Origin of the sequence: Algoriphagus terrigena DSM 22685 (genome assembly GCF_000429445.1) — a bacterium.
Lineage (GTDB): Bacteria > Bacteroidota > Bacteroidia > Cytophagales > Cyclobacteriaceae > Algoriphagus > Algoriphagus terrigena.
In genome coordinates this window covers 16,325-41,723 of the sequence record NZ_AUBW01000016.1, presented here as the reverse complement: position 1 = coordinate 41,723, position 25,399 = coordinate 16,325, and the positions used below count along the sequence as shown (strand labels likewise).

The following is a 25,399-nucleotide window of genomic DNA, read 5'->3' as shown; positions in this document are numbered from 1 at the left end:
AAAAAGAATGGAAAGGACTTCCATTCTTTTTTTTACCCCAAGATCCGACTTTACTGTTTGATCACCCGTACGGTTTTCACGCCTTGTAAGGTGCTGATGGTGATGGAGTAGAAGCCGATATGCAATTGCGAGAAGTCCAATTCTAAGCGGCTTTCTCTTTCATTCCATTCACCTTTCCATGGAAGTGTTCTGCCCATAGCATCCGAGAGGACTAGTGAGGATTCATTGGGTATTTCTTTGACAAGACCCCTGAGGCTGAGATTCAGTCTATCTTTTACCGGATTGGGGTATGCTTTTAGTTTGCCTGACACTTCGTCCCCTTCCGTCGAAACTCCTTCCGATACGGATATTTGAATCGCGCTTTCACTTGGCAACGGCTTTGTCCTAGCAGATTCCAGGTCGTTTACAACAGGCCTAATGGCTATGGCTTGGGCTACCCAACTTTCACTCAACGAGGCAATGGCATTTAAATCCCCGGTGTCGCCCGGTTTATATTGCGTGTAGTGAGACATCATATTGGAGGTTAAACCCTGCTGATTATTTGGGTCGTCGTAGATCTCAATTGTTCCTACAGGTGGAGTCCAAGTAGCATTTTTCTTGTTGGAGTAGAAAAGCATGATCAAGGTATTGCAATCAGTGGTAGTCAACGAAGGCGCAGTGGCAATGAAGCCCTGAGCCCCTGATAGCCCGGTAAATTCCACGATAGGTCCGTCTGGATGATGGATGTCAGCGCCACTTACTCTGGATATTCCCATAGTCCATTTCGGACTTTGGTTGATCCGGAATCCATAGGTTTCCGGTTCATTGTTGCTTTTCACAATTTTGTAATAAGTGGCCATGGCGACTTGGTTCAGCTGGTTGACTCTTTGGATCAGTATCCAATCCTTGTCATGAGGAGTAATGGATGGTGACTGTCCTTTTTCAAACATCAAACCGACAATCAACAAATCTCCGATTTGGGTATTGGCAGGCCTTTTTATTATTGCAGGATTACTGGTATTTCCTGCTCCCATCGCTGTCTCAAATTCCCCAACAATTGATGCCTCATTGATACAGCCTGTAACAGTAAGGCTTCCCAAAGTGGAGTTTTCCAAATCGACCGTATAATTGGCTGGAGTAAAGAATGTTACTTGAGGACGGATGCTATAAGTGCCAATGTCAATAGTCCCAGTGCTAGGATAGACTATCTCGTCTTTGATGAGCGAATACTCTATTTTCTCCACAACGGAGGCCTCATCTTCTTTAATTTCCACTTCATTTCCTTCGCTGTCCAACAAATTGCTACTGTAAGCAAATCCTTCTAATTCAGAAGAATATTGAGGCGCAGGATCTCCAAAATCAATTTCCGAGGGATCTGCAGAAGTAGTTATTGTTAATGCAGCCGGGGTAATTTCCAAGTTGGCGGGTAAATAGGAAACATTCAAGTTTCTTTCTTCAAAACTACCAGGGACAATGAAGTGGTTTCCGACTCCGGTACCACTTACAAGGGTTATAGAGAAGAATTCCAGATTGGCATCCTCGGGGTTATTTTCATCTGCCTCACCAAAGTCGTAGTATTTAATGGAATTAACTTCGACTTCACTAGCTTCCTCAAGGTCACTTTCTTTGAAGATGATTAGTACATTGTCAAGTTCTTCAATTTCATCTTCGTTACCTTCCGCATTGATCAGGGTTCGACCATTAATTAGGGTCCGGCCATTAATCATTGTACGGGCATTGATCAGTGTGCGACCGTTGATGATAGTACGGCCATTTATCAATGTGCGTCCATTTATAAGTGTTCTAGCGTTTATAAGTGTCCTACCGTTTATTTCTGCACCCATTAAATTCTGATCTTCGGGATTTTCCAGATAATCCAGGAAAGAACCCGTTGGAACATCAATGATTGAATTGATTAATGGCCGTCCGTTGATGAGGGTTCTACCATTGATAAGGACTCTACCATTGATAATAGGACGACCGTTTATCAAGGTCCGCCCACTCACCATAAAGCTGAGATTGATCAGTTCGGAATTGATAAGAGGTCTTCCATTAGTATCAAAAAGGCCTAGTGGAAGACTATCGTCACCCTCTTGTTTGGCCTTTTCCAGATCCTGTAGATAATTAGTTTGAATCGAAGCTTTCAATCCGCCCACATCCAGGATTTTGGCAGCGTCCTCATCAGAGATGATGACTTCATATTGGATGGCATCGCTGATCGATTCACCATATTCCAAAGCAGTTTCACCTGTCAGGTCAATCGGTTTGATGGTAACCGGTAAAGGATCTACGGTGATGATGCCCGGACCGTAGTTTCCCAAGGCATTATTTATTCCATCATATAATAGATTTCCATCTTCCTGAAGCAGGCCTACATAGTTATAGAAGTCTGAGAAAGCAAAACCGGTTGGCGCATGAGATGCTGTTATGATATAGGTGCCGACTTCGGCTAAGTCTCCATTGATTGGACTGGCTAGTGTCAACGCCTGCAAAGTATCGTTTTCATTTTCGGGATTCAATGTGAGCCCAACCTCTTCGAGAGTCAGTTCACTTGGTACCCAATTATTGTCAACCAATTCATATACATTGGCAGTAAAAGGCTCTAGAGCCTGAGCATATTTTTTACTCTGATCATCTGCGCGGATGGCAATGGTTTTTTTATTGACATCAAAGAAAAATTCCGGATCGGCAATTCCACCGTCTGTCTGACTATCCGAAATAGCCTTGTTTACGACCGTGACTCCCGGATTTCCTACGAATGGTGGGACAGTAATCTCCAGATAACCATTTCCAAGCTCATCAATTCCGTAGGTTGAATTCAACAGCTCTTCCCTCAAATAGACATTTGAACCTTCATATAGATTTGTTCCCCTGACAATCAGCTTAAACTCAACTTCACCGGGATTTATATTCTCATCATAAACCAGCTCAATGTTGTCAGGGTTGGGTGCGGCAAGTGAAAGCAACGCCCGGTCTGCCCGAACAAGTCCCGAACCCGACTTGAGATCTTCGCCGGGCTCATGCATATCCTGTGCTGTTGATTTAAGTAAGTTTCGGATATCGGCGGGCAGACTCGTGCCCGGCTCTCCTAGCCAGCCGGTTGGAATTGTTGTTGGGTAATACTTAACACGGGCCTGCTTGACTAACGCGGCAACTGCAGCAGCATGGGGTGCTGCTGCAGAAGTCCCGAAGAAATTTGGAAAGTTATCATCTTCCAAGTCCGGTGCACCAAGACTAACCGTGGTGTTCCCGCCATTTGGTGCCGTGAAATCAGGCTTACTGCGGAGCGCTTCATTGGTCAATGTTCCTCCTCTGGAAGAGAATGCAGCGACCGTGAATGCATCTGTCCCACTGGGAACTAGTGCTGGGTCAAATCCATAAACCGAAGTATTGGCATAGAGCACCGCACCCACTGTCATTGCTCCCGTTGCATTGGCATGACCAACAATAGTAGAAGCATTTATCCCATTTTGATCGTTTGGATCAAGCTCACCTCTGAAAACTACATATTTGAAGTCGATGCCTGTATTGGAATCCAAGTCAGTACAGCTTTCGCACTCCCGAGCTATTACAAGATCGACGTTGGTTTCTTCGATGATAGTAAATGAAAGGATTTCGATAGGATCACCATTTGCATTGTTTCGGTTAAAACCAAATAGGGGTACGCCAAAGTCTTTTAGATAAATATCCAGATCGTACAAACTTCCAATCTGGTCAACGGAATAAAGTGGGTCATCCCATTGAAGAACTATCATATACACGGCAGGGCCATTTTGCCCGGGAAAGACTTTGATGGATTGCGTTGGATTGCCGCTGCTAAATTGGTGTACACGGCCGCGCTCAGTCCATTCGCCGCCATTCAGCGGTAAGTCAATCGTTGGATCATCGACTGGAGCAAATACACCTTCAAAGGATTTGGTTCCAAAGTTCCCGGCAGAAGTAAAATATGAAACGCCGTTGGCGGTAACCTCGTTAACTGCTTTTGCCACTTTTCCATCGCTAAAAAAGGGTTCCGTGATGTGGTTGATATCATCCACGATAATATCACTGCCGGCAGCTGCTAAGTCGCGGATCCCTTGTGCGAAATCTCCCGCGGTTACTACGCCTGTTCGGAAGCCAAGTTGTGCGCCTGGAGCTACGTCATGAACAATCTGAAGCATCGCGCGGCCTTCATCCGTCCCGATTCCAAATCTACTTGGAAGATCGCTGGTAAAATAAAGGCTTTCCGGCAAGTCGCCGTTGGCTACATCGGCTGCCAATGTGTTGACTCCTGGATCCGTTCGTGTGGCATAGCTGTCAGAAAGCACCCCGATTTTAATTCCAGTTCCGTCTATCGGCGTGTCTCCTTCAAAATGGGAATATCCTGCTCTCACAAGGTTAGAGCGCATGACTCGGTCACCTTGAGTTGTCGTCGCCCCTTTATTGGTAAAAGGAGGGATCGCGGGACGTACGTAGTTTATTTCATCTCGGTATTGGTTCAGTTCCAATAACCTTTCTATGGGAAGAAATCCGGCAATTATCAGTGAGTTGGGATCTTGTTTAAGTTCGTCTTCGGTTGGGGTCACAAAACCTAAGCTTTCCAAGATTGCCTTAGCCTGTCCAAACTTATCCTTGATGTATATGACCTCAATCAGTACCTCGTGTCCGACGATATAGAAGACTTCGTTGGTTTCCACTGTTTGACCCCGATTAAAAATTTCATTGAGAGCAGTCAATTCCGAACCGATAATTTCATATACTTTGCCTTGGGAGCAGATACCGAAAATCTGGCGATCGTTGACTGTAATTGTAAATGTTTCCCCACTGCCACAACTACCTGCTGTCGAGACCTCAATCACATCTCCGTCGGTAAGCAGAATCGATTCAGAATTTTCTATTATTTGGCCATTCCGTTCAAAAATCAGCTCTCCAGAACTGACAGTGGCATAATCGTTCAAGTTTCCAATAGCAGTATCCCCACCATTTTCCGTGCTGCACAATATCGCATCCGTTACAGACAAGACAGGAGGGGTGGTAAGGGTCACATCTAGGCTACATTGAGTAGGGAAGCAAGCCCGCTCATCGTCTATTTCCACTGATACAGTTCCCGAGTTTAACCATTTCACTGTGATGGAATTGGTACCATGTCCGGAAGTTATTTCTCCGCCCTCAGTAACTGACCATGTGTAGGTGGATGCTCCGGCAGGTACAGTATAGGATGCTGGAGAACCTTCACAAACTTCGCTTTCACCCTGTATATCACAATCCGTATCAAGATTAATGGCATCGGAAACAGCCTGCACCGAGCGGTCCTGGCCTCCCAGGGATTTCCCATCTAGGGAAAAGACCCTGGTATGATAGGGGGATCCTGTGATACTCGAAGCTGACTGTCCTTCACCCCAATCCGTTGCGCTGGCGATATGACCCCCCCAGGCTATTACAACTGTGTTAGTTGGTCCGTTGCTGCCGCTGACAGTAAAAGATATGCTTAGTCTGGTGACCGCGGTGGTTGCAGCATTATTTTCCTGCAGGACGTACTTAGTTTCGCCCAATGAACCTCCATAAATGGCAATTTTTCTTTCATCATCTGTCAGTTTACTGAAACTCGAAGAAGGGTGGGGAGACCCATTTGGGGTGGGAATTGAACCAAAATTTGGAGTGCCGGAATTTGGGATTACGTTCTCACAGATTCTGTTAAAACTCGTGATATAGTCTATCGCACTTTTGTCTTTTGCCCGCGTATCCCATTCAATTTCTACGGTATGGTTTCCGGCCCGCAACTTTGAAATGGTCAAACGATAGGGAATGGATTGCCCTTCATAGAAATGGCTGTTGGCTGAATTGGAATTTCCGGTTGCCCAGGCTATTGGGCTCAGAGGATCTTTGCCAACCCCGCCATTCTGGCCTTGTTCCAGTTTAACTGTTTGGGCATAAGAAAAATTAGCCGCTAGTAGCAATACTACCAACAGCATGTTACCGAGTGTGAGGAGTCTACTCATTGGATACCTGTTAAATTTTCAAAGAATTTAAATACGTCAAAAAGTGAAAGGATTCTGATAAAATCTAAAATCCAACCCTCTAAGCAAAAAACATAGTTTTTGGCGAGTAAAATGCAAATTACCTTTTGTAAAAGGATTTTTCTAAGGTATCAAATTATTTTAAGAATAACATGCTGTTCAACCTATTGCGAAGATAGGAATACAGGTAATCTTTAGTAAGAAGTCGGTAATTGAATGATAAACTCACTTCCTTCCCCTTCTTTGGTTTCCACTCTCAATTCCCCTCCATGCGCTTTCACTATATAGTAACTCAAGCTCAATTCTGTTCCCTGTCCTGTGGGTTTAGTAATAAAGAAGGGCAGGAAGATTTGGGGATGCCGGAACCGTAGTCTATTTGGATATATCACCAAGGTTTTGGTGGCGATAGTCACATGGCGCCTTTTACCTGCGAGGTTTTCAACGCGTTGGTAATAAGGGCTAAGCAGGTCTTTTCTCCTGCAGGCTTAAAAAGCATTGTTGATGATCCTGTTTTGTGTTAGAACTAATTGTCAAAACGATTTAAATCACCCTCCCAATTTGGTCTATTAACCTTATTGTTTCTCAAATTCTTATTTGCAACAGCCCACTGTAGTTCCACAGATTCCCGATCCCAAAGATAAATTTCCCTTTTTCGGAAGTTGATAGCCACTCGGAAGTTGCTAAGAAATTCATACCCCAATATGCCATCGACACTTATTCCCCATTGGTTTTTATTTAGTTGATTCAATGGGACAAAAAGTGTTTTCATAGAAGGACAGGGAAGGTCGCCTATCTTCAATTCATTTACTTTTAAAGATTTTACTGGAACTAGGTCTTGTCCGAAACTTGTAATTGAATCCGCTCTCGCCCGTAATAAATCTGAATTCAGGTGGTTGATTTGCCGGCTGTCCATGACATTAGCACTGGCACCTGTGTCCAGAATCATTTTTAGCTGTTTTCCATTTGCATCTACTATTATGATGGGAAAGCCTCGTCCGACAAAAGTGGGTATGGTGGCCTGTGGTTTCTGATGGATACTCTTCGAAGACAGGCGGTTTCCATCTTTATCGAGTTGATAGATGGTCACTTCCTTAAAGGTATAGTCTAAGACAATTTCACAATATTTAAATAAACTATTGCCGATCACCCCAAATAGTTGCAAACCAGTTATTTTCTCCAAAGCAGTGAAATCAGCCACGTGTGCGACTATATTCTTTTCAAATCCTTCGAGGTTAAACTCTATGTATTTAATTTCATTTTCGATCTCATTTCCGTGAATTCCATAGAATTTCTTTTCTGTTGGCTTGCCCTTGAAAATGCGGCTATTCAAGATCATATCCGAAGCACCGGTGTCCAGAATAAAAAGACCTTCTCTGCCATCCACTGATCCTTTGACTAGGATTAGATTACGGATGAGTTGAAATGAAACGCTGGTGACAGGTGCGTTTTTAGGACTGAGAAAAGGCAGCATGACACCAAGAGCAATAGAAAATAGGAGCGCTTTCATCTTGTTTATTTTTAGTTAAAAAATTTCTTTAGAAAAACGGAGTTGCGTATGGAGACAACTCCGAATCAATTGGTAGTCAAAAATGGATGGGATGTTTTTGATTCTATTGGACTTGAATTGCGCGGATAGGACAGAGGGCGCGGTCCTTAGACTGAGAGTGTATCAGTAGGATAGGGATTGCATTTTTCGCAGGATATCTTCGGAAAGCCCTAAAAGAAAGACTCAATTTCACCTTTAAAGGCGAAAGGGAATTAGAAAAGTGACGCAAAAAAAGAGAGTGCGATGGCTCGGACCGCTCCTGATCGTTCTGAGGATCAGCTTTGAAATAGTCTCAAACGTGATAACGGTGGGCAGTGGTAAGAAAGAGAATAATCACGAAAGCGTTTTCTCAATCAGAATTTTTTTCTCTCCAAGTCTGAGGAGTCAGGCCAAACTCCTGTTTGAAAACCCGGCTGAAATAAGCGGGATCATTGAAGCCACAATCGTAGGCCACCGATGCAATAGTCAATTCGGGCCGGAGGAGTGATTCTTTTGCTTTGACCAATCGGACAAATCGAATGAAATAGGTAGCAGAAAGGCCCGTTAAAGCTGAAAGTTTGCGGTGAACTTGTGAGTGACTCAAGGCCATGGCCTGGCAAAGCTTTTCGACGTCAAAGCTGCTGTCGTCCAAATGCGCTTCGATCTCTTTTCTGACTTTCATAACGAATCGGTTTTCCAAGCTTTTGGACGATAGCATATGTGGAGTAGGGATACTACTCGTAGGAATTTGTTGAGTTATGGCAGGTGGGTTTTTGGAATAGTCGAACGCTATCGAAGAGCGGAAATACTGTTGTAATTGTTGTTGCAATTTAAGTAGGTTCCTGATGCGCAGAAGCAGTTCTTTCTTGTAGAAGGGCTTGATCAAGTAGTCATCAGCGCCTTGTTCCAGCCCTTCGATCTTGCTGTCGAAATCAGCTTTTGCAGTTAACAGGATGATGGGAATATGACTGGTGCGTTCGTCGGTCTTCAGAGCCTTGCATACTTCAAAACCGTCTTTGAAAGGCATCATCACATCCATTAAAATCAGATCTGGAATCAGTTCAAAAGCCATTTGTTCACATTCCTGTCCGTTTTTTGCAATTTCAAAATCGTATTCATCCTTCAGACACGAAGCAAGATAGACTGCGATATCCTCATTGTCATCTGCCGCCAATATTGTGGGGCGATGATTTCGATGGCCGTTTTCTTTGTGGGTTTCTGAGATCGAAGCCGGAACAGGACTCTCATAGTCTGGAACAATGTTTTCCAACGAGAAATTGCCTGGCAGAACAGAAACTCCTTCAACGTTTTCTATTCCATTCAAAATAGCCTGTATGGGTAAGGCCACCTCAAATTCAGCTCCATTGCCCTTATAGCTTTTGACAGTTATGCTTCCTTCCATCAACTTTACCAATTCGCTGGTTATTGCTAGACCTATTCCGGTACCTTCTCTCTGCCTGGTATGAGAACTATCTGCTTGATAAAACCGGTCAAAAATATTAGGAAGGTCAGCTTCGTCTATGCCAATTCCGGTGTCTTTGATCTTTAGGACAAACGTGTCATTTGTCGTATTAATGGACACATAGACGTTGCCTCCTTTTGGAGTGAATTTGATGGCGTTTGAAATAAGGTTGGATACAATTTGCTGCAATCTCACCCCGTCAAATGGCATATTAAACTGGTCTGTATCTGAGAGGAAGTGAAGCCTGACTCCCTTATTTTCAGCAAAGGAGTGGAAGTTGTTAACCATAAGTTCCAAAAAAGCCACGACATCAGCCTGGTGATAGTGCAGGGTTAACTTTCCGTCTTCAAGTTTGCTGAGGTCGAGCATCTGATTGACGAGTGTCAACAGATTTTGCCCGTTACGGATAATCGTCTTCAAATCCTCCCTATAATTCTCACTCGGTTTATCCAATTCCTGATCCGCAATCCCTAAAATAACCATCAGAGGAGTTCGGAATTCATGGGTGATATTGGTGTAAAGTTTGGTTTTGAGAGCATCCAATTCACTCAGGCGGAGTTGGCCGAGGGAAGCTATCTTCTCTGATTCTATGAGTTGAGCCTGGGTGGATTTGAGGTCTTGTAATGAATTTTTCAATTCGGTGGTGCGTTCTGATACTTTAACTTCCAGTAATTCTTTTTCATCCTTCAGTGCTTTCGTGCGCCAGCGAATGAATAGATAGACACCGGATACAAAACTTAGTATGTATAACGCAATAGCCCACCAGGTCCGCCACCACGGTGGTAATACTTTGAAAGTATAAGTAATGGGGTCAGACCATACCCCGTTGCCTCCCTGTGCTTTAAGTTTAAAAGTATAAGTTCCTTCGTGCATATTACCAAAGCTGGCACTGCTGCGTTTGGTCACAGGGCTCCAGTATTGGTCATACCCTTCAAGCATATATTGATAGTTAACCAAAAATGGTTTGCTTGTTTCAATGGCGGCAAACTCAAAAGATATTTGATTAAATTCATAAGGCAGCATCAGGTTTTCAGGCAGGGGATAAAATTCAGTGATGCCATCAAACCGAAGTCTGGCAAAACTTTTTTCCAGTGAATCCTTTTTGGATGGAGACATACCTTTTCCATAGGCAAAAAATTCCTGCAATAAGACTGTTGCACTGTCGTAGTTGTTTTTTCCTTCCTGTTTTGATAGCAGATTGTACCAGCAAACAGGCTGATCCTTCACTTTTACAGCTTGTACCACCACTGTTGGAGGCTCAGTATTTCTGAGCAATGCTGTATAATCAAACCGGACTAAAGCTGTTTTTTCGCTGTTTGTACCTATCCATAGCATGCCCTTGCTGTCTACAAACATAGCGCTTACATCCTTTACCGGGTAGCCTGTATTGGTATTGTATATTTCTATATCGGTCAGTTTGGTAAAGTCATCAGAAGGGTTAAAAAGGGTGATCCCCAGGTTGGTGCCAATCGCCATTTTACCATCGGGCATTTGCAAAACCTGCTTCACCTCATCGTCGGGTAGGCCATCGGCTATTCTATAACTTTTGAACAGTGAAGAAATCATTTCCTTTTTCTTCTCTTTGTCCTCACCCTCGACTTCGCTCAGGACAGGATTTTCTGTTAAGTTCCTGACTTCGTCAGCAGGAAACACGCTCAGCCCTTCGGATGTTCCGAGCCAAAGATTTCCCGTTTTATCTTCAATGATACTATGGACATAACGGCCTGCAATCCCCTGAGCAGTGGTAAACGTGGTGAATGATTTGCCGTCATACCGGCTTACACCTCCTGCAGTGCCGAACCAGAGATTTCCCGTTTTATCTTCGATGATGCTGCCAACCCTATTGTGTGCAAGCCCCTGAGCGGTGGTAAACGTGGTGAATGATTTACCGTCATAACGGCTTGCTCCTCCGCCAAGAGTGCCGAACCAGAGATTTCCCGTTTTATCTTCAATGATACTACGGACATAACCGTCTGCAAGACCCTGAGCAGTGGTAAACGTGGTGAATGATTTGCCGTCATACCGGCTTACACCTCCTGCAGTGCCGAACCAGAGATTTCCCGTTTTATCTTCGATGATGCTACCAACACTATTGTGTGCAAGCCCCTGAGCGGTGGTAAACGTGGTGAATGATTTGCCATCATAACGGCTGGCACCTTCGCCTCCAGTGAACCAGAGATTTCCCGTTTTATCTTCGGCCATGCTGAAAACAAAATTATCTGCAAGGCCCTGAGCGGTGGTAAACGTGGTGAATGATTGGCCGTCATAACGGCTTACTCCTCCGCCTCGTGTGCTGAACCAGAGATTTCCCGCTCTATCCTCAGTAGCTCCCATGACAATATTACCTGAAAGCCCCTGTGCGGTGGTAAACGTGGTGAATGATTTGCCATCATAACGGCTGAGACCGCCGCCAAGAGTAACGAACCAGAGATTTCCCGTTTTATCCCCGGTGATGTAAATGACATTGTTATGTGCCAGCCCCTGAGCAGTGGTAAACGTGGTGAATGATTTACCGTCATAACGACTTACACCTTCTCTAGTGCCGAACCAGAGATTTCCTGTTTTATCCTCGGTGATACTCTGAACAAAATTATTTACAAGCCCCTGAGCGGTAGTAAAGGTGCTGAATGATTTGCCATCATAACGGCTTACACCTCCGCCAAGAGTACCGAACCATACATTCCCCGTTTTATCCCCGGTGATGTAAATGACATTGTTATTTGCCAGCCCCTGAGCGGTGGTAAACGTGCTAAATGATTTTCCGTCATAGCGGCTGACACCTCCGTCAACCGTGCCTATCCAGAGATTCCCGGTTTTATCTTCAGTGATCCATTGAACATAATTACTTGCAAGCCCATGAGTGGTGTTAAACGTGGTGAATGATTTGCCATCATAGCGGCTTACACCCCCATGATCTGTGCCGAACCAAAGATTCCCCTTTCTATCCGTGGTGATGATATAAACATTATTATTTGCAAGCCCCTGATCGGTGGTGAACGTAGTGAATGATTTACCGTCATAACGAGTGGCGCCTCCCCCTGCAGTGGCAAACCAGAGATTTCCGAACTTGTCCAGCGCCGACCAATAAACGTCATCCAAAGGGAGGCCGTTGTCGGTCGTAAGGTTGTTGAAATTTGATATGCCACCATCACCCAGGATAAAGGGCTTGCCTTCAGAATCCAAAATAGTTTCGCCTTTTTCGTTTTTTAAAACGGGAAGCATTCTTGTTACGCCCCCGCTATTCAAACGTACTATCCTGGGTGCAGGCATTTTATCTGAGAGTACAGTTTTTGGTTTCAGGCTGTCTGGCAGGTTGTTTAGGGATGTAAACTCTATTGGAACAAGGGTGTCTTGTTTTACTTTATTTTCAATTACATAAACCTCCTGTTTTGTAGTACAGGAAAATCCTATTAGTACGATGAACACGCAAAAAAATTGGTTAGCCTTCATGATTTTAAATTTTGAGCTTTGTTTAGAACCATCTATTTACGTAAGACGTTAGTTAACAGAATAATAAACTCACTCTCTTCTCCTTCCTTCAACTCTCCCCATGCGCTTTCACAATATGATAACTCATGCCATGCCGCATTCCCCCCAAAGGTTTGGTAGTAAAGAAAGGTTGAGGGAATTTGTCACGGATTTGGTCGGGAATGCCTGGACCATAGCAGTGACGCCTTTGGTCTGCAAGAACTTCTCCTGACTCTCACTTGAGCCAGAGCCTTCCAAATCATGATATTTGGTACTGTCCTTCATAGAAAAGGGATTTGGGATTATAAACTCCTAAAACTCAATTCTAGCCCCTTGGCCATGTTTTGGCAGAAATTCCACGATTGGAATTTTCAAAACCCAGACTTGTACGCTAGATTTAATACTGATCAACAGGGACTTTGTAATCGAAAAAACAATCACTCCCATGAGATTTCTGAAAGCCTAAGACACGTTAAAAATAGTGGCTACGTTAATTTAAGGTAATTTTTGACTATTAACAGATAAGGGGAACTTAGAAAATCAGGAAACTTTCGGGATTGTAATGCTAAACCTAGTCCACTCCCCGACCACCGAAGTGATGTCCAACGAGCCATTGTGCGCTTTAATGATATCGTGGGTGATCGAGAGACCGAGACCCGTTCCCTCTGTTCCTTTTTTGGTGGTGAAGAAGGGCATCAACAGCTTGTCTTTGATCTCATCTGGTACACCGGGACCGTTGTCCTCGACTTCGATCAGGATGCTGTCGCCGAGATCCTTGGTACGGACTTCGATGATGGCTTTGTACTCCGGCCCGACTTTGACGATTTTTTCACGCATGGCGTCGAAGGCATTTTTGGTCAGATTCAAGATCACACGGCTAAAATCCTCAACGTTGAGAGGAATCTTTGGAATGCTTTGATCCAACTTGAGACTGACGTCGACGTTGATCGGATTTTTATTGGCCCGCATGCCATGGAAGGACAGGTTGACGTATTCGGTGATGACCTCATTGAGATCGGCCGGTTCCATGGCGCCGCTGCCGCCCCTGGAGTGCATCAGCATGGACTTGACGATGCCGTCTGCCCGCCCGCCATGATGTTTGATTTTGGTCAGGTTGGTTTTGATGTCAGACAGGAGATCCTTGACATTGTCCAAGGCATCGGCTGGTGGCATTTTCTCGAGTTCTTCTTCGATCTCTTCCAAAAACTCCAAACTCAGCCCGGAGAAGTTGTTGACAAAGTTCAGCGGGTTTTTGATTTCGTGGGCGATCCCCGCGGTTAGCTGGCCGAGAGACGCGAGTTTTTCCTGCTGGATCAGCTGCGCTTGGGTTGATTTGAGGTTTTCATGAGCTGACTCCAGCTTCGTGTAGGCTTTTTCGATCTCACGTGCTTGCTCCAGCTCCCGTTCCCGGGCCTTTTCCTGCTCTTGTTGGATGGCTTTGTTTCGCTGATAGCGGTGCATTGGGTAGATCAGCGACAAGAACAGCATCGTGTAGATCAGAAACGCCCACCAAGTGCGGTACCAGGGCGGAAGTACGGTGAAAGACAGGCTGATCGGCTCCGTCCACTCCCCGGCCTCTCCCTCGCTCGGGCCGGTGAACCTCGCGCGGACCTTAAAGACATAGTCGCCCTCCTCAATGTTGCCAAATGTGGCGCTGGTCTTTTTCAACACAGGACTCCACTCCTGATCGTAGCCTTCGAGAATGTACTGGTATTCCACCAAAAAGGGCTTGGCCAACTCGTTGGAGCCAAAATCAACGTTGATGTGGTTGTGTCTAAAGGGTAAAACGAGATTCTGGGGAATCGGAAAAAAAGGCGCGATGCTGTCGAAGGTGATATTCTTAAACCGATCTTGCAGTCTGATTCGCTCCTCGCTGTTCAGGACTTTTCCCAAGGTAGAGGCCTCTTCCACCTCGGCCGATTGGTCGGATTCACCAGCAGATTCGAGTGAGCTCCAGGGGATCACTTCTTCGTTCAGTCGTAGCTGCTTCAAGAAAACCTTTGGGACGTTTTTATTTCGGATCAGCGCATCATAGTCAAAGCGAACCAAGGCTGATTTGTTACTTCCAGTCCCTGCCCAGAGGATCCCATTTCGATCCTGAAACATCCCGTTTTGCCCGTCAGTGAGATCTTTGACAGGATAGCCGGTATTGGAATTGAAGATCTCAAGATTCTCCAGTTGTGAGAAGTCTTCCCCTTTTGGCACGTCAAAAAAAGCAATCCCCAGGTTGGTTCCCACGGCCACTTTTTGATTGCTCATCGGCAGGATCTGTTGGATCACATCATCGGGGAGGCCATTGCTTGTGGTGAAATTGTGGAAAAGTGGTTTTTGCTCCGCATTATCCGAGATAGCGATCGCTTTAGAGTCTTTGGAAAGAAAGCTGATCCCTTCCTCGGTGCCCACCCAGACATTTTGCTGCTCGTCCAACTTAACCTGAATCACACCATTGTTGGCCAAGCCCTGGTCTTGGGTGAAGGTGACGAATTTTTCACCGTCAAAATGACTCAAGCCTCCATCCACAGCTCCCACCCAGATTGACCCGTCCGGCTCAGCCTGCATGCCAAGGATAATATATCCAGCGAGCCCCTGCTCCGGCCCAAATCGGGTGAAACTTGCACCGTCAAACCGGCTGATTCCGTCTTCTGTGCCTACCCAAAGCGCTCCGTTGGCATCCTCGATGACTGAGTAGACCTCATTGGAGGGTAGTCCGTGTGCGGTCGTATACGAGGTCACATCCTTACCGTCAAATTTGCTCAGCCCGCCACCGGTGCCAAACCAAATGTTTCCACCCCGATCCTGCACCATGGAATAAACGATGTCTCCGGCCAGTCCCTGCGAAAGTGAGTAGGTCGTGAAGCCGCTGCCGTCGAATTTGCTGGCTCCGCCACCCGAGGTTCCAAACCAAAGATTGCCTTCCCGGTCTTCCAGCGAGCTCATGATGATGTTGGCGCCGAGCCCCTGATTCATCGTGAAGCTGGTAAAGGAAGAGCCGTCAAACCGGGTGATTCCTCCTCCGTCTGTACAAAACCAGATCTTTCCCGAGTCATCCAGGACAATGTCCAGAACGCTGTTGGCTGACATGCCCTGATCTCGGGTATAGCTGGTAAATTTTTTTCCGTCAAAACGACTCGCCCCTCTTTCCGTCCCAAACCATATTTGACCTTGTCGGTCTTCTTGGATCGCACGAACGATGTTGTCGGCGAGACCGTCATGGATATCGAAGTTTTGAAAGGTACTCCCGTCAAATCTGCTGATGCCCGAGCCGATGGTCCCGATCCACAGTGATCCGTCCGAGGCGACCCCAAAGCTCCTTACCCGATTGCCCGCCAGTCCGTCCGCTTCGGAGTAGTTGGTGAAGGTCTTTCCGTCAAACCTACTCATGCCTCCGCCGTTGGTGCCGAAGTAGAGGTTGCCTTGCAGATCTTTCCCGACGGCCATCACAAAGTCGTCTGCCAGACCATCCTCTGCGGTGTAGTTGGTAAATTTCGTTCCGTCAAATTTTAGAATCCCCCCGCCGCCGGTGCCCATCCAGATATTTCCCTCTTGGTCCTCAGTGATGCCAAAGATCACCTCATTGGCAAGCCCATCTTCCAGCGTGTAGCTGGTGAAAGTGTGTCCGTCAAAGCTGCTGACTCCGGTGATTGTTCCGATCCAGATCAGCCCTTTGCTGTCTTCCCAGATACTCCGCACGGTGTTACCCGCCAGCCCCTGGGATGTGGTGTAATTGGTGAAGCTGCTGCCGTCATACTGACTCAGTCCGCCTCCGTTAGTCCCAAACCAAATATGCCCCCTGCGATCTAAAATTGCGCAGTTGACGCCGTCAAGCGGAAGTCCATCGTCCGAGGTATAGGCTCTGAACTGTGATACTCCGCCTTCTCCCAAGAGGAAGGGCTGACCGTTTTCGTCGGTGGTGACCACTCCATTTGGGTCTGTCGAGACGAGCAGGTTTTGTCTTTTGGGTACCATCAGCTCGTAGGTGACCAGATCGCCTGCGTCGTCCCGATAGGAATAGCTTCCTCCGTCTTTGGTCGGCAGCGCGATGACTCGTGGAGGTGGAGAATCCTTCAGGTAGACAGACTGAGGTTTGAGCGAGTCTGGCAAGCTGGACAGCAATGTGACTTCCGGAGCTTGCTTCGTCGAACCCGCTGTCGCTTCAGGAGTTTTTTCTCCCTGTTGACATGAAAAAAGTAAAATGAAAATTCCGAAATATCGGAGCTGTTGTTTCATGGACTTCGTTCCAAAGATTCAGAGGAAAGGGTGGATGAAAATAGCCCTTCCAGAATTTTTTGAAAAAGATAGCCAAATTATATAGGATAAAAAATGGTTTTGAATCCTCCTATTTTGACATCTATTTCCAATGGGAGGGTGAAAACTAAGCGCTGGATCGGCTTTTTGCGCGCAAAAAAGACTATGAAACGAATTCTACGACCTACACAGATTGGAGAAATGATCTATAGACGTGAACCATATACCGGAATTCCACCGTAGAGTAATGCAACGATCAAGAATCCGGCAAAAAAAAACCGGCTCTTTATGGGAGTCGGTCTAGATGTTTCCTCAGGGGTTGCTTACTGTCCCACCATAAAGATGGCGTTGCTTAGGACGAGTTTTCCACTTTCCCAGAACCCTCGGAAGATCGGGTTGTCCACGAAGTAGACGATCTGTCCGCGACCCTGCTGTTCCGCTCCGATTGCGAGGGATTCACCCATCTTCGATTTGATCTTGTAGCCGATGTAGCCCGTACGATAGGAATCGTTGGTAGCGATTACTCCGGCATTTGCGCCTCCCGTGAGGTAGGTAAATCGGTTGGAATTGTTTTTCAGCGTGTAGAATTTGCCGCCTGTGCCATAGCCCAGCGGATGGGTTTGATCCATCTTGATTTCATAGATCGCACCGGCGGTGCCAGAAGCCGTCTCCAGGCGTTCCATGCCCAAGTAAGGTTCCAGTCTTTCTTGTTTCGAAAGTGCCGCGTCAGCTTTTTCAGCTGCTTTTTTGTCATCCTCTGAATCAAAGTTTTTTAAAGCAAACCCCTCCTTGTTGGCAAAAAGGTTGAGCGCTCCATCCAGTGCGATCAACTTGCCGCCGGCTTTGACCCAGTCAGTAATCTTCTGCTGAGCAGCTGCATTGAGCGCCGGACCATAGGTTGCGGGCAGGATCAGCACGTCATACTTGCTGAGGTCATAGCCGCCCATCGAGGCAGCATCCAGATTGCTCAGTGGATAGTTGAGATCCTTTTCGAAAAAGTGCCAGATCTCTCCAAAGCTCAAGGAAGATGTGCCATTTCCGCCAACCAGTGCAACTTTCGGCGCCTGGATTACTTTGACGTTCGGCGAGCCAAAGTCCTTGCCTTTGTCTACATATCCAGTCTGGGTCGTGGCCAACTTTACACCAAATTTATTGGCTGCGTCGGAGACTTTTTTATCAAAGTCGGCTACATATTCATTTCCTCCTTTGGTGATAATGAGCGAACCCGCTGGGTAGCTTTTGCCCTCTACTTCAAAGGGATATTCTGCATATTTCACCCGAATCTTGGCGTTGAGTAGCGCGGACAAGAAAGCCACGTCTCTGGTTCCCTGCCAGGAGGCAAGATAGGCGACGGGAGTTTGACCGACTGGGTTTGGTGTAAATTCCGGTTTTTGGTAGTCTCCGGCGGCATCCAATCGGCTCTCAAGCGCAAAAGCCTGAAGTCCATAGGCATAGGGCATCGCCCAGCTTGTGATGTCGTAGGTGATCGAGTCGTTCAGGGTAGGATTTGGTTCGAAAAGCACCTGAGCCAAAACCGATTTGGGCTGGTAGGCGTTGATGACGATGTCATTTTCATCGGTAGAAAAGGACACTCCGGCTTTTCCGCTTTGGTATTCAAAACCTTTCAGACCGGCTTTTGATCCGGCTTTTCCGTATTTGATTCCATTTTTGTCGAGGAGCTCGAGCAACTTTGCCACCTGAGATGGATTGCTTCCACCTTTGATCACAAAGCTCTTATACTTGCCTTTCGGGCTGCTGGAGTTGTTTTTGAAATACGTCGCAAACTCATCTACCAAGCGCTTCGAGTTTTTGCTTGTCACTTCGGCCGCTGACATTGCCGCGGTATAGTGCCCGGCAATTCGGCTGCTCAAGGTCACGGTATCGCCCACGGAATTGTATCCGCCGATGCCGCCTCTGCCGCCGCCGCCCTGCTCGATCGTCATCCCGATGGCACCGTTGTACATCGGATACGTATCGCCATAGGATGGATAAAGCAGGTCAAAGCGTTCCTTGGTGAAGTAAAACCTTCCCATTTCGTCGAAATACTTGGCGGTGTTTCGTCCGAAGATATCCTGAAACTCATGCTGGAAAGGAGTCAGCTGCTCATGCAAAGGCTCGGCAGCGGGAGCCATGTAAAACGGCTGATCGATGCCTTGCTCGTGGAAATCGAGGTGCAACTGTGGCATCCACTGCTGGTATACTTTCATTCGCTGCTGGGATTCCACCTGTACCTGCCAAGCCCAGTCACGATTGAGATCAAAGAGGTAGTGATTGGCGCGGCCTCCTGGCCAAGGTTCGTTGTGCTCCTGAGACTGAAGATCTGGCTGGAGTGTGGTGTTCATCTTCTGATTGTACCAGTTGGAGTAGCGATCCCGGCCGTCAGGATTGATACACGGATCAATGATCACGATCTGGTTTTTCAGCCACTCCTGCGATTTCGCATTGTTCGGATCAGCAAGGGTATAGAAAGACGAAATAGCAGCTTCCATCCCGACAGACTCGTTTCCGTGGACGTTGAAGGACATCCAGTTGATGGGGATCTCGCTGCTCGGCGTTCCTTCCATCAGCCCTGCCCGCTTCAGGTTGTCGGTGCGGATCTGCTCCAGTTTCGCCATGTTTTCCGGGCTGGAAAGGATCGCAATGATCAGTGGGCGTTTTTCATTGGTTTCGCCGTATTGGATCAGTTTGATGTTTGGATTTTGCGAAGCCACATATTCGAAGTAATCGACCATGCGATGATGCGGCGTGAATCGATCACCGGGCTGGTAGCCCAAAAACTGCTCAGGGGTTTGAAGCTGGGCGAAAGCTCCCAGATAAAAGACAAATGCAAAAGCGAATGAGAGTAAGGTTTTTTTCATAGGGTAAGTGAATTCGGTTGGAAGATAGATGCTTTTCGGACTTGGTTATTCACTGTTCGGAGAAAATTGGTTGTCAAAGGACTCCAATTCACCGATTTTTCCGGTGAATCTATCCTTTCCAGTTCGATTTGGGAATTCAACTTTTAATCGACTTGAGTTTTTCCAAATACTCCCCCGCTGCGGATAAGAGCTCGTCGGTTTGCTTTCCCATTCTGGAGGCAAAGTCCTCTTCCATCGTGCTTATTGATCCCATTACCTTGGACTGAAGCGATTTTCCCGGATAGGTAAGATTGATCGTCACGGTTCGCTCGTCTGCCTCGCCCCGTTTCCGCTTGAGGAGATTTTGGCTTTCCAGTTTTTTCAGCAGCGGGGTTAAGGTGCCGGAATCTAAACTCATCCTATTGCCGAGTTCGTGGACCTTGAGACCGTCTTCTTCCCAAAGAATCGACAAAGCCAGGAACTGTGGATAAGTCAGTCCAAATTCATTCAAATGAGTCTGAATCTGCTGGATAAGTAGACGGGATGAAGTATAGAGTGCCTTTGACAGCTGGATGGTGGGATGTTTTGAATTTGCCATAAAATCAAAATAGGATTGGATACAATCTACTTGTTTCCAATCCTAATACCAAGTGATCAGTCGCAGTTTTCAGTGATCAGCGAAAACGAAATTGCATAACAGCAATCAATAATATCTTCCGATCATCGGGTGATCCACGATCGCTTTTTTCAATGCCAACGCATCGATGGTTCCCGGCACGCGGTAAGCTACTTTGCCTCCGGGCTCAATGAGGAGTGTGATTGGCAGGCTACCATCCCAATCTTCACCGACGACCTTGATCACTTCATATTTGTCTTCCGTGTCCATGATGTAATTCGGAACAGCAGATGCTTTTCCCTTTAGGAATTTCAGCGCTTTGTCGATTTGATCAGGCGTGTCCATGCTGACCGAGACAAACTGAAAATCCCGTTCGCCATACATTCGCTGGATCGTGACAAATTCCGGGTACTCGACGATGCAGGGGCCGCACCAGGTTGCCCAGAAATTGACTAGAAGCAATTCATCGGTTTCGTTTTTCAGTAGATCGGAAAGGCCGACTGGAGAGAGTTTTTCCAGTGTCACCTCTTTCGCAGCCCAGTCCTTGTTGGTTTTGATGGTATACTCGTTTTTCCAAGCCCATTTCATCGAGCAGCCAAATGCCGGAGTTTGCGCTAATTCCGCAGGAAGGGCTTCGCCTTTGAGGGTTGCTTCAATGGCATTTCTTAAGTCTTCAGCGTTTCCCGTCCCCGGTTTTTCCTTAGCATCGATCCGTCCCGAGTAGCTCAGTTTTCTGTCCTTATCAAACACGAAGACATGTGGTGTCGCAGTCGGGCCGTAAGCGAGCGAGAATTCATGGGTATCGCCGTCGTAGAGGTACGGAAAATTGTACGACTTATCCACAGCCCTGAGTTTCATCTCTTCGTGATAGTCGCCCAAGTCAGTATAGCCAAGTTCTTCCGGTAAAACCGCAATAGGGCTGTTGGTAGAAATGGCGACAAAAGCCACGGATTTCCCGTCGTATTCTTTGACCAAATCGATGAATCTGTCCTCGTATGCCTGAGCGGTCGGACAGTGATTGCAGGTGAAATTGACCACCAAAACATCCGAATCGGCGTAGTCATCCAGGCTGTGGAAAACTCCGTCTACATCGGGAAGATTGAAGGGTGGTGCCTGATCGCCAATGACAAGTTTTGCGATGGGCTGCTCGGTGACGACCTGCGGATTGGGCACGAAGACCGCCGCATTATCAGCGCTTTCAACGGATTTCGTCTCGGTACTTTTACCACATTGGAAAAAGAGCAAGGCTGTGGATAAGTACAGCCCGCCCAACTTGATGTTTTTCTGGAAACAGCTCATAAGCAATGTGGATAAGTCTGGATTTTACGTCAGAGAATAACCGTTTTGATAATCATAATGCAGCTTGGTATTGGCTTCAGCGTCTTCGAAAAGCTGTGTCATCGGGTTCCATTTTAATGGTTTCCCAACTTCGTGGGCGATGTTGCCAATCGTACAGACTGTGCAGGTACTATGACCCACTTCAACTGGTACAATGGGATCTTTCCTTTTTCTCACGCAATCAATGAAGTCAATGTGGTGAGCTCCGAATGTGAAATTTTCGGGTTCCTTACCGATTTGCAATTCTTTGATGGACGTATCATAGTTTCCCCTGGAGACGTTAATCCAACCGTTTTCTCCTACGAATTTCACTCCCGCTCTGGCCTCATCAAATTTGGTTAGCAGCATCTCCGTGCCGGTAGCATACTTGTAGGTGAGCGGCGAATCGCCCGAAGCCGGAATGATTTCCACCGGACCATTTCTATCCATGCTCAGTCCCCATTGCGCAATGTCAAACATGTGGGCGCCCCAGTCGGTCATCAATCCGCCACCGGTTTCCTTGTACCAGCGCCAAGCTCCCCAAGCCGCTTCGTTTTTTTCCGGATCCAAAGAGATTCCCGGATCGAGCAGGTCGTTGAAATGGAGTTTTGGAAGTGGACCCAGCCATTTTTGCCAATCCAAGCCTGCGGGTACTGCTTCTTCCGCCAGATCGTAAGGCTTTGGATGTGGGTTTTCGCCGACATAGACCAGGACCTGGGAGATTTTGCCCAGCCGACCTTTTTGTACATGCATCGCAGCGGTTTGGAAGTTAACAGCGGCTCGCTGCATGCTCCCAACTGCCAAAACGACTCCGCTGGCGCGGACAGCTTTGACCAATTCCTGGCCTTCCTTGACGGTAAAAGTTAGCGGCTTTTCCAGATAAATGTCCTTTTTGGCCTTGCATGCGTCAATCGCCATGAGCGCATGCCAATGATCCGGGGACGCGATGACTACGGCGTCTACTTCTGGATTGGCCAGGAGTTCCTTGTAGTCTGCGTATAGTTTCGGCGCAGACGTCGGCGTACCGGCAGTTGATTGGTTTTTCTGAACCCGAAGTGCGAATCGCTCCCGCTTGATAGCATAGACATCGGCTCCCGCCACAACTTCTACTCCGGGGATTTTCATGAAATTATTCAGCAAGCCCATGGCTTGTCGGCCTACTCCGATGAAGCCCAAGCGAACCCGCTCATGGGCAGTTTTGAATAAAGGCTGGGCGGTGGAGGCGAAACTTAATTCGGAAAGAAGGCTCAATCCGGCGGTGGTCAGTAGACTTGCGCTAAGAAATTTTCTTCTTGAAAAGGAGGAGTTACTCATGGTTAGGTTTTGGGATATTGTGTTTTTTGAGAAGTAGATGGAATAAATTAGGCTTTTTAAGCAGGGAAGTAAAATTTCCTGAAGGTTATTTGATCAAAGGCAAGGAGTGGAAACAAATTCGAAATTTTCCTGAACTCATTTTCCCGTTTCGTGGGTTAACATCATAGATAATTTCTATTGAAATGTCCATACAAAAGTTTTCTAGCCCTGGAGATGATTACCTAGGGCATTCAATATGGAAATGAAAAACAAATTTTAATCGCCGAAATGACCATTCAGCAACTCGAATATTTGATCGCGGTAGATAAGCACCGACATTTTGGGAATGCAGCCGAGTCCTGCTTTGTGACGCAGCCGACGCTGAGTGCCCAGCTGGGAAAATTGGAAAAAGGATTGGGGGTCATTCTTTTTGACCGGAGCAAGATGCCGGTAATTCCTACAGAAATCGGCGTGCAGATCATCGCCCAGGCTAAAAAGGTGGTTTCTGAAAGCAAGGGAATCATGGAGTTGGTCGCGCAGCTGAAAGGAGATATCTCCGGCACGATCAAGCTCGCGATCATCCCAACTTTGGCACCCTATCTATTGCATCTGTTTATTAGGAGGTTTTTGGAAAAATATCCCAATGTCAAGCTGGAAGTGCAGGAAATGGTCACGGAAGAAATCATCCGAAGGCTGAAAAACGACGAGCTGGATTTGGGTGTCGTGGTCACACCATTGGAGGAATCTGGAATTGTGGAAAAGCCGATGTTTTATGAGAAGTTTTACGCGTACCTGTCTAAAAACCATCCTCTGCTGAAAGAGAAAGAGATCAATGCCAGCCAAGTCAAGGCGGAAGATCTGTGGGTTTTGCAACAAGGCCACTGTTTTCGCGACCAAGTGCTCAACTTCTGCGATCAGACGAGCAGCGGTCACAAAAATTTCCATTACGAAAGCGGGTCGTTGGAAGGCTTAAAAAATATGGTCAACCGGTACCAGGGAATGACCTTACTGCCAGAACTGGCCACGCATGAGCTTTCGGACGAGGAAAAAGGTCGACTCAGGCCTTTTGCCGGATCTGTGCCCACGCGTGAGGTGAGTATTATCCTAAACCGCAGCTTTCTGAAGCAAAAACTGGTGGAGCTGCTGTATCGGGAAATCACGGAAGCGATTCCTGCGGAGATGACATCTAAGGCACACGGGAAGATCGTGCGCTTCAAGTAGGTTTATTTCTTCGTGAGGATATACCGATCGGCGAGATCTCCTTTGATCTGGTTTCCATCCCTGTCCAGATGCCAGATTCGGTTTTCGCCGACTTTGTATTTGCCGGGAGCGCCGCCGATCAGTCCGTTGAGGGTGACAATTGATCCGGTCTCGTCCCAAGTGAATTTCCCGGTGAAGATCTCTTCGCGATCGTCGTTGAGTCCCATGTGATGTGTTTTGAGCACAAAAGTGCCGTCTGGATTGAGAGTGACCCAAGTTTCGATTCCCTCGCAGCTTGCGCACGGTAGTGTCGCAAAATAGGTCCCCGGCCAATCTACCGAGTTCATCGAATTGTCACCCGCAGTAACGGGCATTTCCATAGTTTCTGGGACTGTCTCGACCACGGTGTCTTGCTCAGGCTGAGCGACGATCTCTGACTCGGAAACAGTTTCGGTGGAAGGAGCAGTGCAGGCAATACTTAAGTTTAGAAGTGCAAAACCGGCTAACAGCGAAATATTTTTCATGAAAGGCGTTTGTCCAAATTTTGCACCAAAGCGGGCATTGGCAGACATTTTTTCACTTGAAGCAGCCAATATGCCACAATACCCCGGCAGGCTCGATGATAAAAAACTCACTTCCCCAGTCCTGCTGCTTGATCGGCATGACTTTGACCCCCGGGAATTTGGAGGGAAGGTCCAGCGCATTTATTCGCTCAAAATAGGCTGGCAAATCCTCAACCTCGAGAAATAGCATCATGTTTTCGCACCAGTCTTTTACATAGGCATCTTGTAGGTAAAATCCGATTCCAGGCGAGATCTGGATATAAGCGAAGCCCTTTCCGTGGTGACGGATTTCGAATTCAAGGGCTTCATAGAATCGACAGCTTTCGGCAAAGTCTTTAGAACCGATAAAAGTCCGGATGGATTTTCCTGGCTGAATCATACGCCAAATTGGTTTAGGTGGTGATCAAGATGTTTGTAAAACTGGTTGTTCCATTCATCGGCGGTCATCTTGCCGAAGGAAAGCGATTCCTTGCCCTCGAAATGATCCCTTCCCAGCGACAGGGTGTGCTCCAAATACTTGATGAGGCGGGCCTTTTCTTCCTCAAAATTCTTGCGGTCGGGAATGATGAAAGCGGGTGCTGTGCGGATATTTTTTGGGTAGGGCACTTCGTTGATCACTCCATTTTTTACAAAAGTCTTCAACAAAAAACGCATCAGCATATTCGGCTTGGGATGCTTGTTGGTAAAGGCCATCTCATACGCGATCGAACAGTGGGCGAGCATCTGATCGACCTTCATTTTTCCCCATAGTGCCGGCGTTTCCGGTTTGAGCGCATTGATTCGGGAGATGAGTTCGGCGGTGACCAGCGGGTCAAAAATGTTTTTCATAGGATTGGTTTTGAAGCTGTTCCAAGATAAGCATCATTTTCTGGGAGAATAAAAAATTTGACTTTAAAAT

General features: G+C 46.8%; 14 protein-coding genes. 1 reads left to right on the top strand and 13 read right to left on the bottom strand.

Translation table 11 applies throughout. The features are described from left to right. Positions 1–50 precede the first annotated feature (50 nt). The 10 genes from G459_RS0115070 to G459_RS0115010 all read right to left on the bottom strand — a co-directional run bounded on the left by G459_RS0115070 (position 51) and on the right by G459_RS0115010 (position 22,759). Positions 51–5,957, bottom strand: a complete 5,907-nt coding sequence (locus G459_RS0115070) for a S8 family serine peptidase (protein WP_026968385.1) — start codon at positions 5,955–5,957, stop codon at positions 51–53. Positions 5,958–6,169: 212 nt separating this feature from the next. Next, positions 6,170–6,364: an ATP-binding protein gene (locus G459_RS30605; protein ID WP_342664334.1), complete on the bottom strand. Its 195-nt coding sequence runs from the start codon at positions 6,362–6,364 to the stop codon at positions 6,170–6,172. Positions 6,365–6,498: 134 nt separating this feature from the next. Then, entirely contained in the window at positions 6,499–7,482 is a 984-nt protein-coding gene (locus tag G459_RS0115065; RefSeq protein WP_026968384.1) for a pepsin/retropepsin-like aspartic protease family protein, read from the bottom strand. A 388-nt stretch (positions 7,483–7,870) separates the two neighbouring features. Then, a complete protein-coding gene (locus G459_RS0115055) occupies positions 7,871–12,412 on the bottom strand; it encodes a hybrid sensor histidine kinase/response regulator transcription factor (protein WP_084454525.1) in 4,542 nt (1,513 codons plus the stop codon). 123 nt (positions 12,413–12,535) lie between these two features. Further along, on the bottom strand, positions 12,536–12,715 hold the full coding sequence (locus G459_RS0115050; RefSeq protein WP_026968382.1) for a hypothetical protein: 180 nt from the start codon (positions 12,713–12,715) through the stop codon (positions 12,536–12,538). Between the two features lie 255 nt (positions 12,716–12,970). Then, entirely contained in the window at positions 12,971–16,657 is a 3,687-nt protein-coding gene (locus G459_RS0115040) for a sensor histidine kinase (protein WP_026968381.1), read from the bottom strand. 341 nt (positions 16,658–16,998) lie between these two features. Next, the gene (locus G459_RS0115030) at positions 16,999–19,533 is read right to left on the bottom strand and encodes a M14 family metallopeptidase (RefSeq protein WP_026968380.1); all 2,535 of its coding nucleotides are present in this window, start codon (positions 19,531–19,533) and stop codon (positions 16,999–17,001) included. Between the two features lie 136 nt (positions 19,534–19,669). Then, a complete protein-coding gene (locus G459_RS0115020; RefSeq protein ID WP_026968379.1) occupies positions 19,670–20,110 on the bottom strand; it encodes a MarR family winged helix-turn-helix transcriptional regulator in 441 nt (146 codons plus the stop codon). A 105-nt stretch (positions 20,111–20,215) separates the two neighbouring features. Next, on the bottom strand, positions 20,216–21,427 hold the full coding sequence (locus G459_RS0115015) for a redoxin domain-containing protein (RefSeq protein WP_026968378.1): 1,212 nt from the start codon (positions 21,425–21,427) through the stop codon (positions 20,216–20,218). Positions 21,428–21,451: 24 nt separating this feature from the next. Further along, positions 21,452–22,759: a Gfo/Idh/MocA family protein gene (locus G459_RS0115010; RefSeq protein WP_035456098.1), complete on the bottom strand. Its 1,308-nt coding sequence runs from the start codon at positions 22,757–22,759 to the stop codon at positions 21,452–21,454. Positions 22,760–23,026: 267 nt separating this feature from the next. Between G459_RS0115010 and G459_RS0115005 the strand changes: the two genes are divergently transcribed. Continuing rightward, complete coding sequence (locus G459_RS0115005; protein WP_026968376.1) at positions 23,027–23,959, top strand: hydrogen peroxide-inducible genes activator; 933 nt, start codon at positions 23,027–23,029, stop codon at positions 23,957–23,959. A gap of 2 nt (positions 23,960–23,961) precedes the next feature. Here G459_RS0115005 and G459_RS29040 read toward each other — a convergent pair whose 3' ends face one another. From G459_RS29040 to G459_RS0114990, 3 genes are read right to left on the bottom strand one after another with little or no spacing between them, the layout of a single operon-like run. Then, positions 23,962–24,462, bottom strand: coding sequence for a copper resistance protein NlpE (locus tag G459_RS29040; protein ID WP_169725038.1), 501 nt, complete (start codon positions 24,460–24,462; stop codon positions 23,962–23,964). A 52-nt stretch (positions 24,463–24,514) separates the two neighbouring features. Then, positions 24,515–24,880 (bottom strand): VOC family protein, encoded by a 366-nt coding sequence (locus G459_RS0114995; protein ID WP_026968375.1) that lies wholly within the window; start codon positions 24,878–24,880, stop codon positions 24,515–24,517. Continuing rightward, the gene (locus tag G459_RS0114990) at positions 24,877–25,329 is read right to left on the bottom strand and encodes a DUF1569 domain-containing protein (protein ID WP_026968374.1); all 453 of its coding nucleotides are present in this window, start codon (positions 25,327–25,329) and stop codon (positions 24,877–24,879) included. Before G459_RS0114990 ends, G459_RS0114995 begins: the two co-directional genes overlap by 4 nt. Positions 25,330–25,399: the final 70 nt, after the last annotated feature.

Coding starts and splice junctions, on each gene's coding strand:
- G459_RS0115070 (WP_026968385.1), bottom strand. CDS start 5,957: ATGAGTAGACTCCTCACACTCGGTAACATGCTGTTGGTAGTATTGCTA.
- G459_RS0115065 (WP_026968384.1), bottom strand. CDS start 7,482: ATGAAAGCGCTCCTATTTTCTATTGCTCTTGGTGTCATGCTGCCTTTT.
- G459_RS0115055 (WP_084454525.1), bottom strand. CDS start 12,412: ATGAAGGCTAACCAATTTTTTTGCGTGTTCATCGTACTAATAGGATTT.
- G459_RS0115050 (WP_026968382.1), bottom strand. CDS start 12,715: ATGAAGGACAGTACCAAATATCATGATTTGGAAGGCTCTGGCTCAAGT.
- G459_RS0115040 (WP_026968381.1), bottom strand. CDS start 16,657: ATGAAACAACAGCTCCGATATTTCGGAATTTTCATTTTACTTTTTTCA.
- G459_RS0115030 (WP_026968380.1), bottom strand. CDS start 19,533: ATGAAAAAAACCTTACTCTCATTCGCTTTTGCATTTGTCTTTTATCTG.
- G459_RS0115020 (WP_026968379.1), bottom strand. CDS start 20,110: ATGGCAAATTCAAAACATCCCACCATCCAGCTGTCAAAGGCACTCTAT.
- G459_RS0115015 (WP_026968378.1), bottom strand. CDS start 21,427: ATGAGCTGTTTCCAGAAAAACATCAAGTTGGGCGGGCTGTACTTATCC.
- G459_RS0115010 (WP_035456098.1), bottom strand. CDS start 22,759: ATGAGTAACTCCTCCTTTTCAAGAAGAAAATTTCTTAGCGCAAGTCTA.
- G459_RS0115005 (WP_026968376.1), top strand. CDS start 23,027: ATGACCATTCAGCAACTCGAATATTTGATCGCGGTAGATAAGCACCGA.
- G459_RS29040 (WP_169725038.1), bottom strand. CDS start 24,462: ATGAAAAATATTTCGCTGTTAGCCGGTTTTGCACTTCTAAACTTAAGT.
- G459_RS0114995 (WP_026968375.1), bottom strand. CDS start 24,880: ATGATTCAGCCAGGAAAATCCATCCGGACTTTTATCGGTTCTAAAGAC.
- G459_RS0114990 (WP_026968374.1), bottom strand. CDS start 25,329: ATGAAAAACATTTTTGACCCGCTGGTCACCGCCGAACTCATCTCCCGA.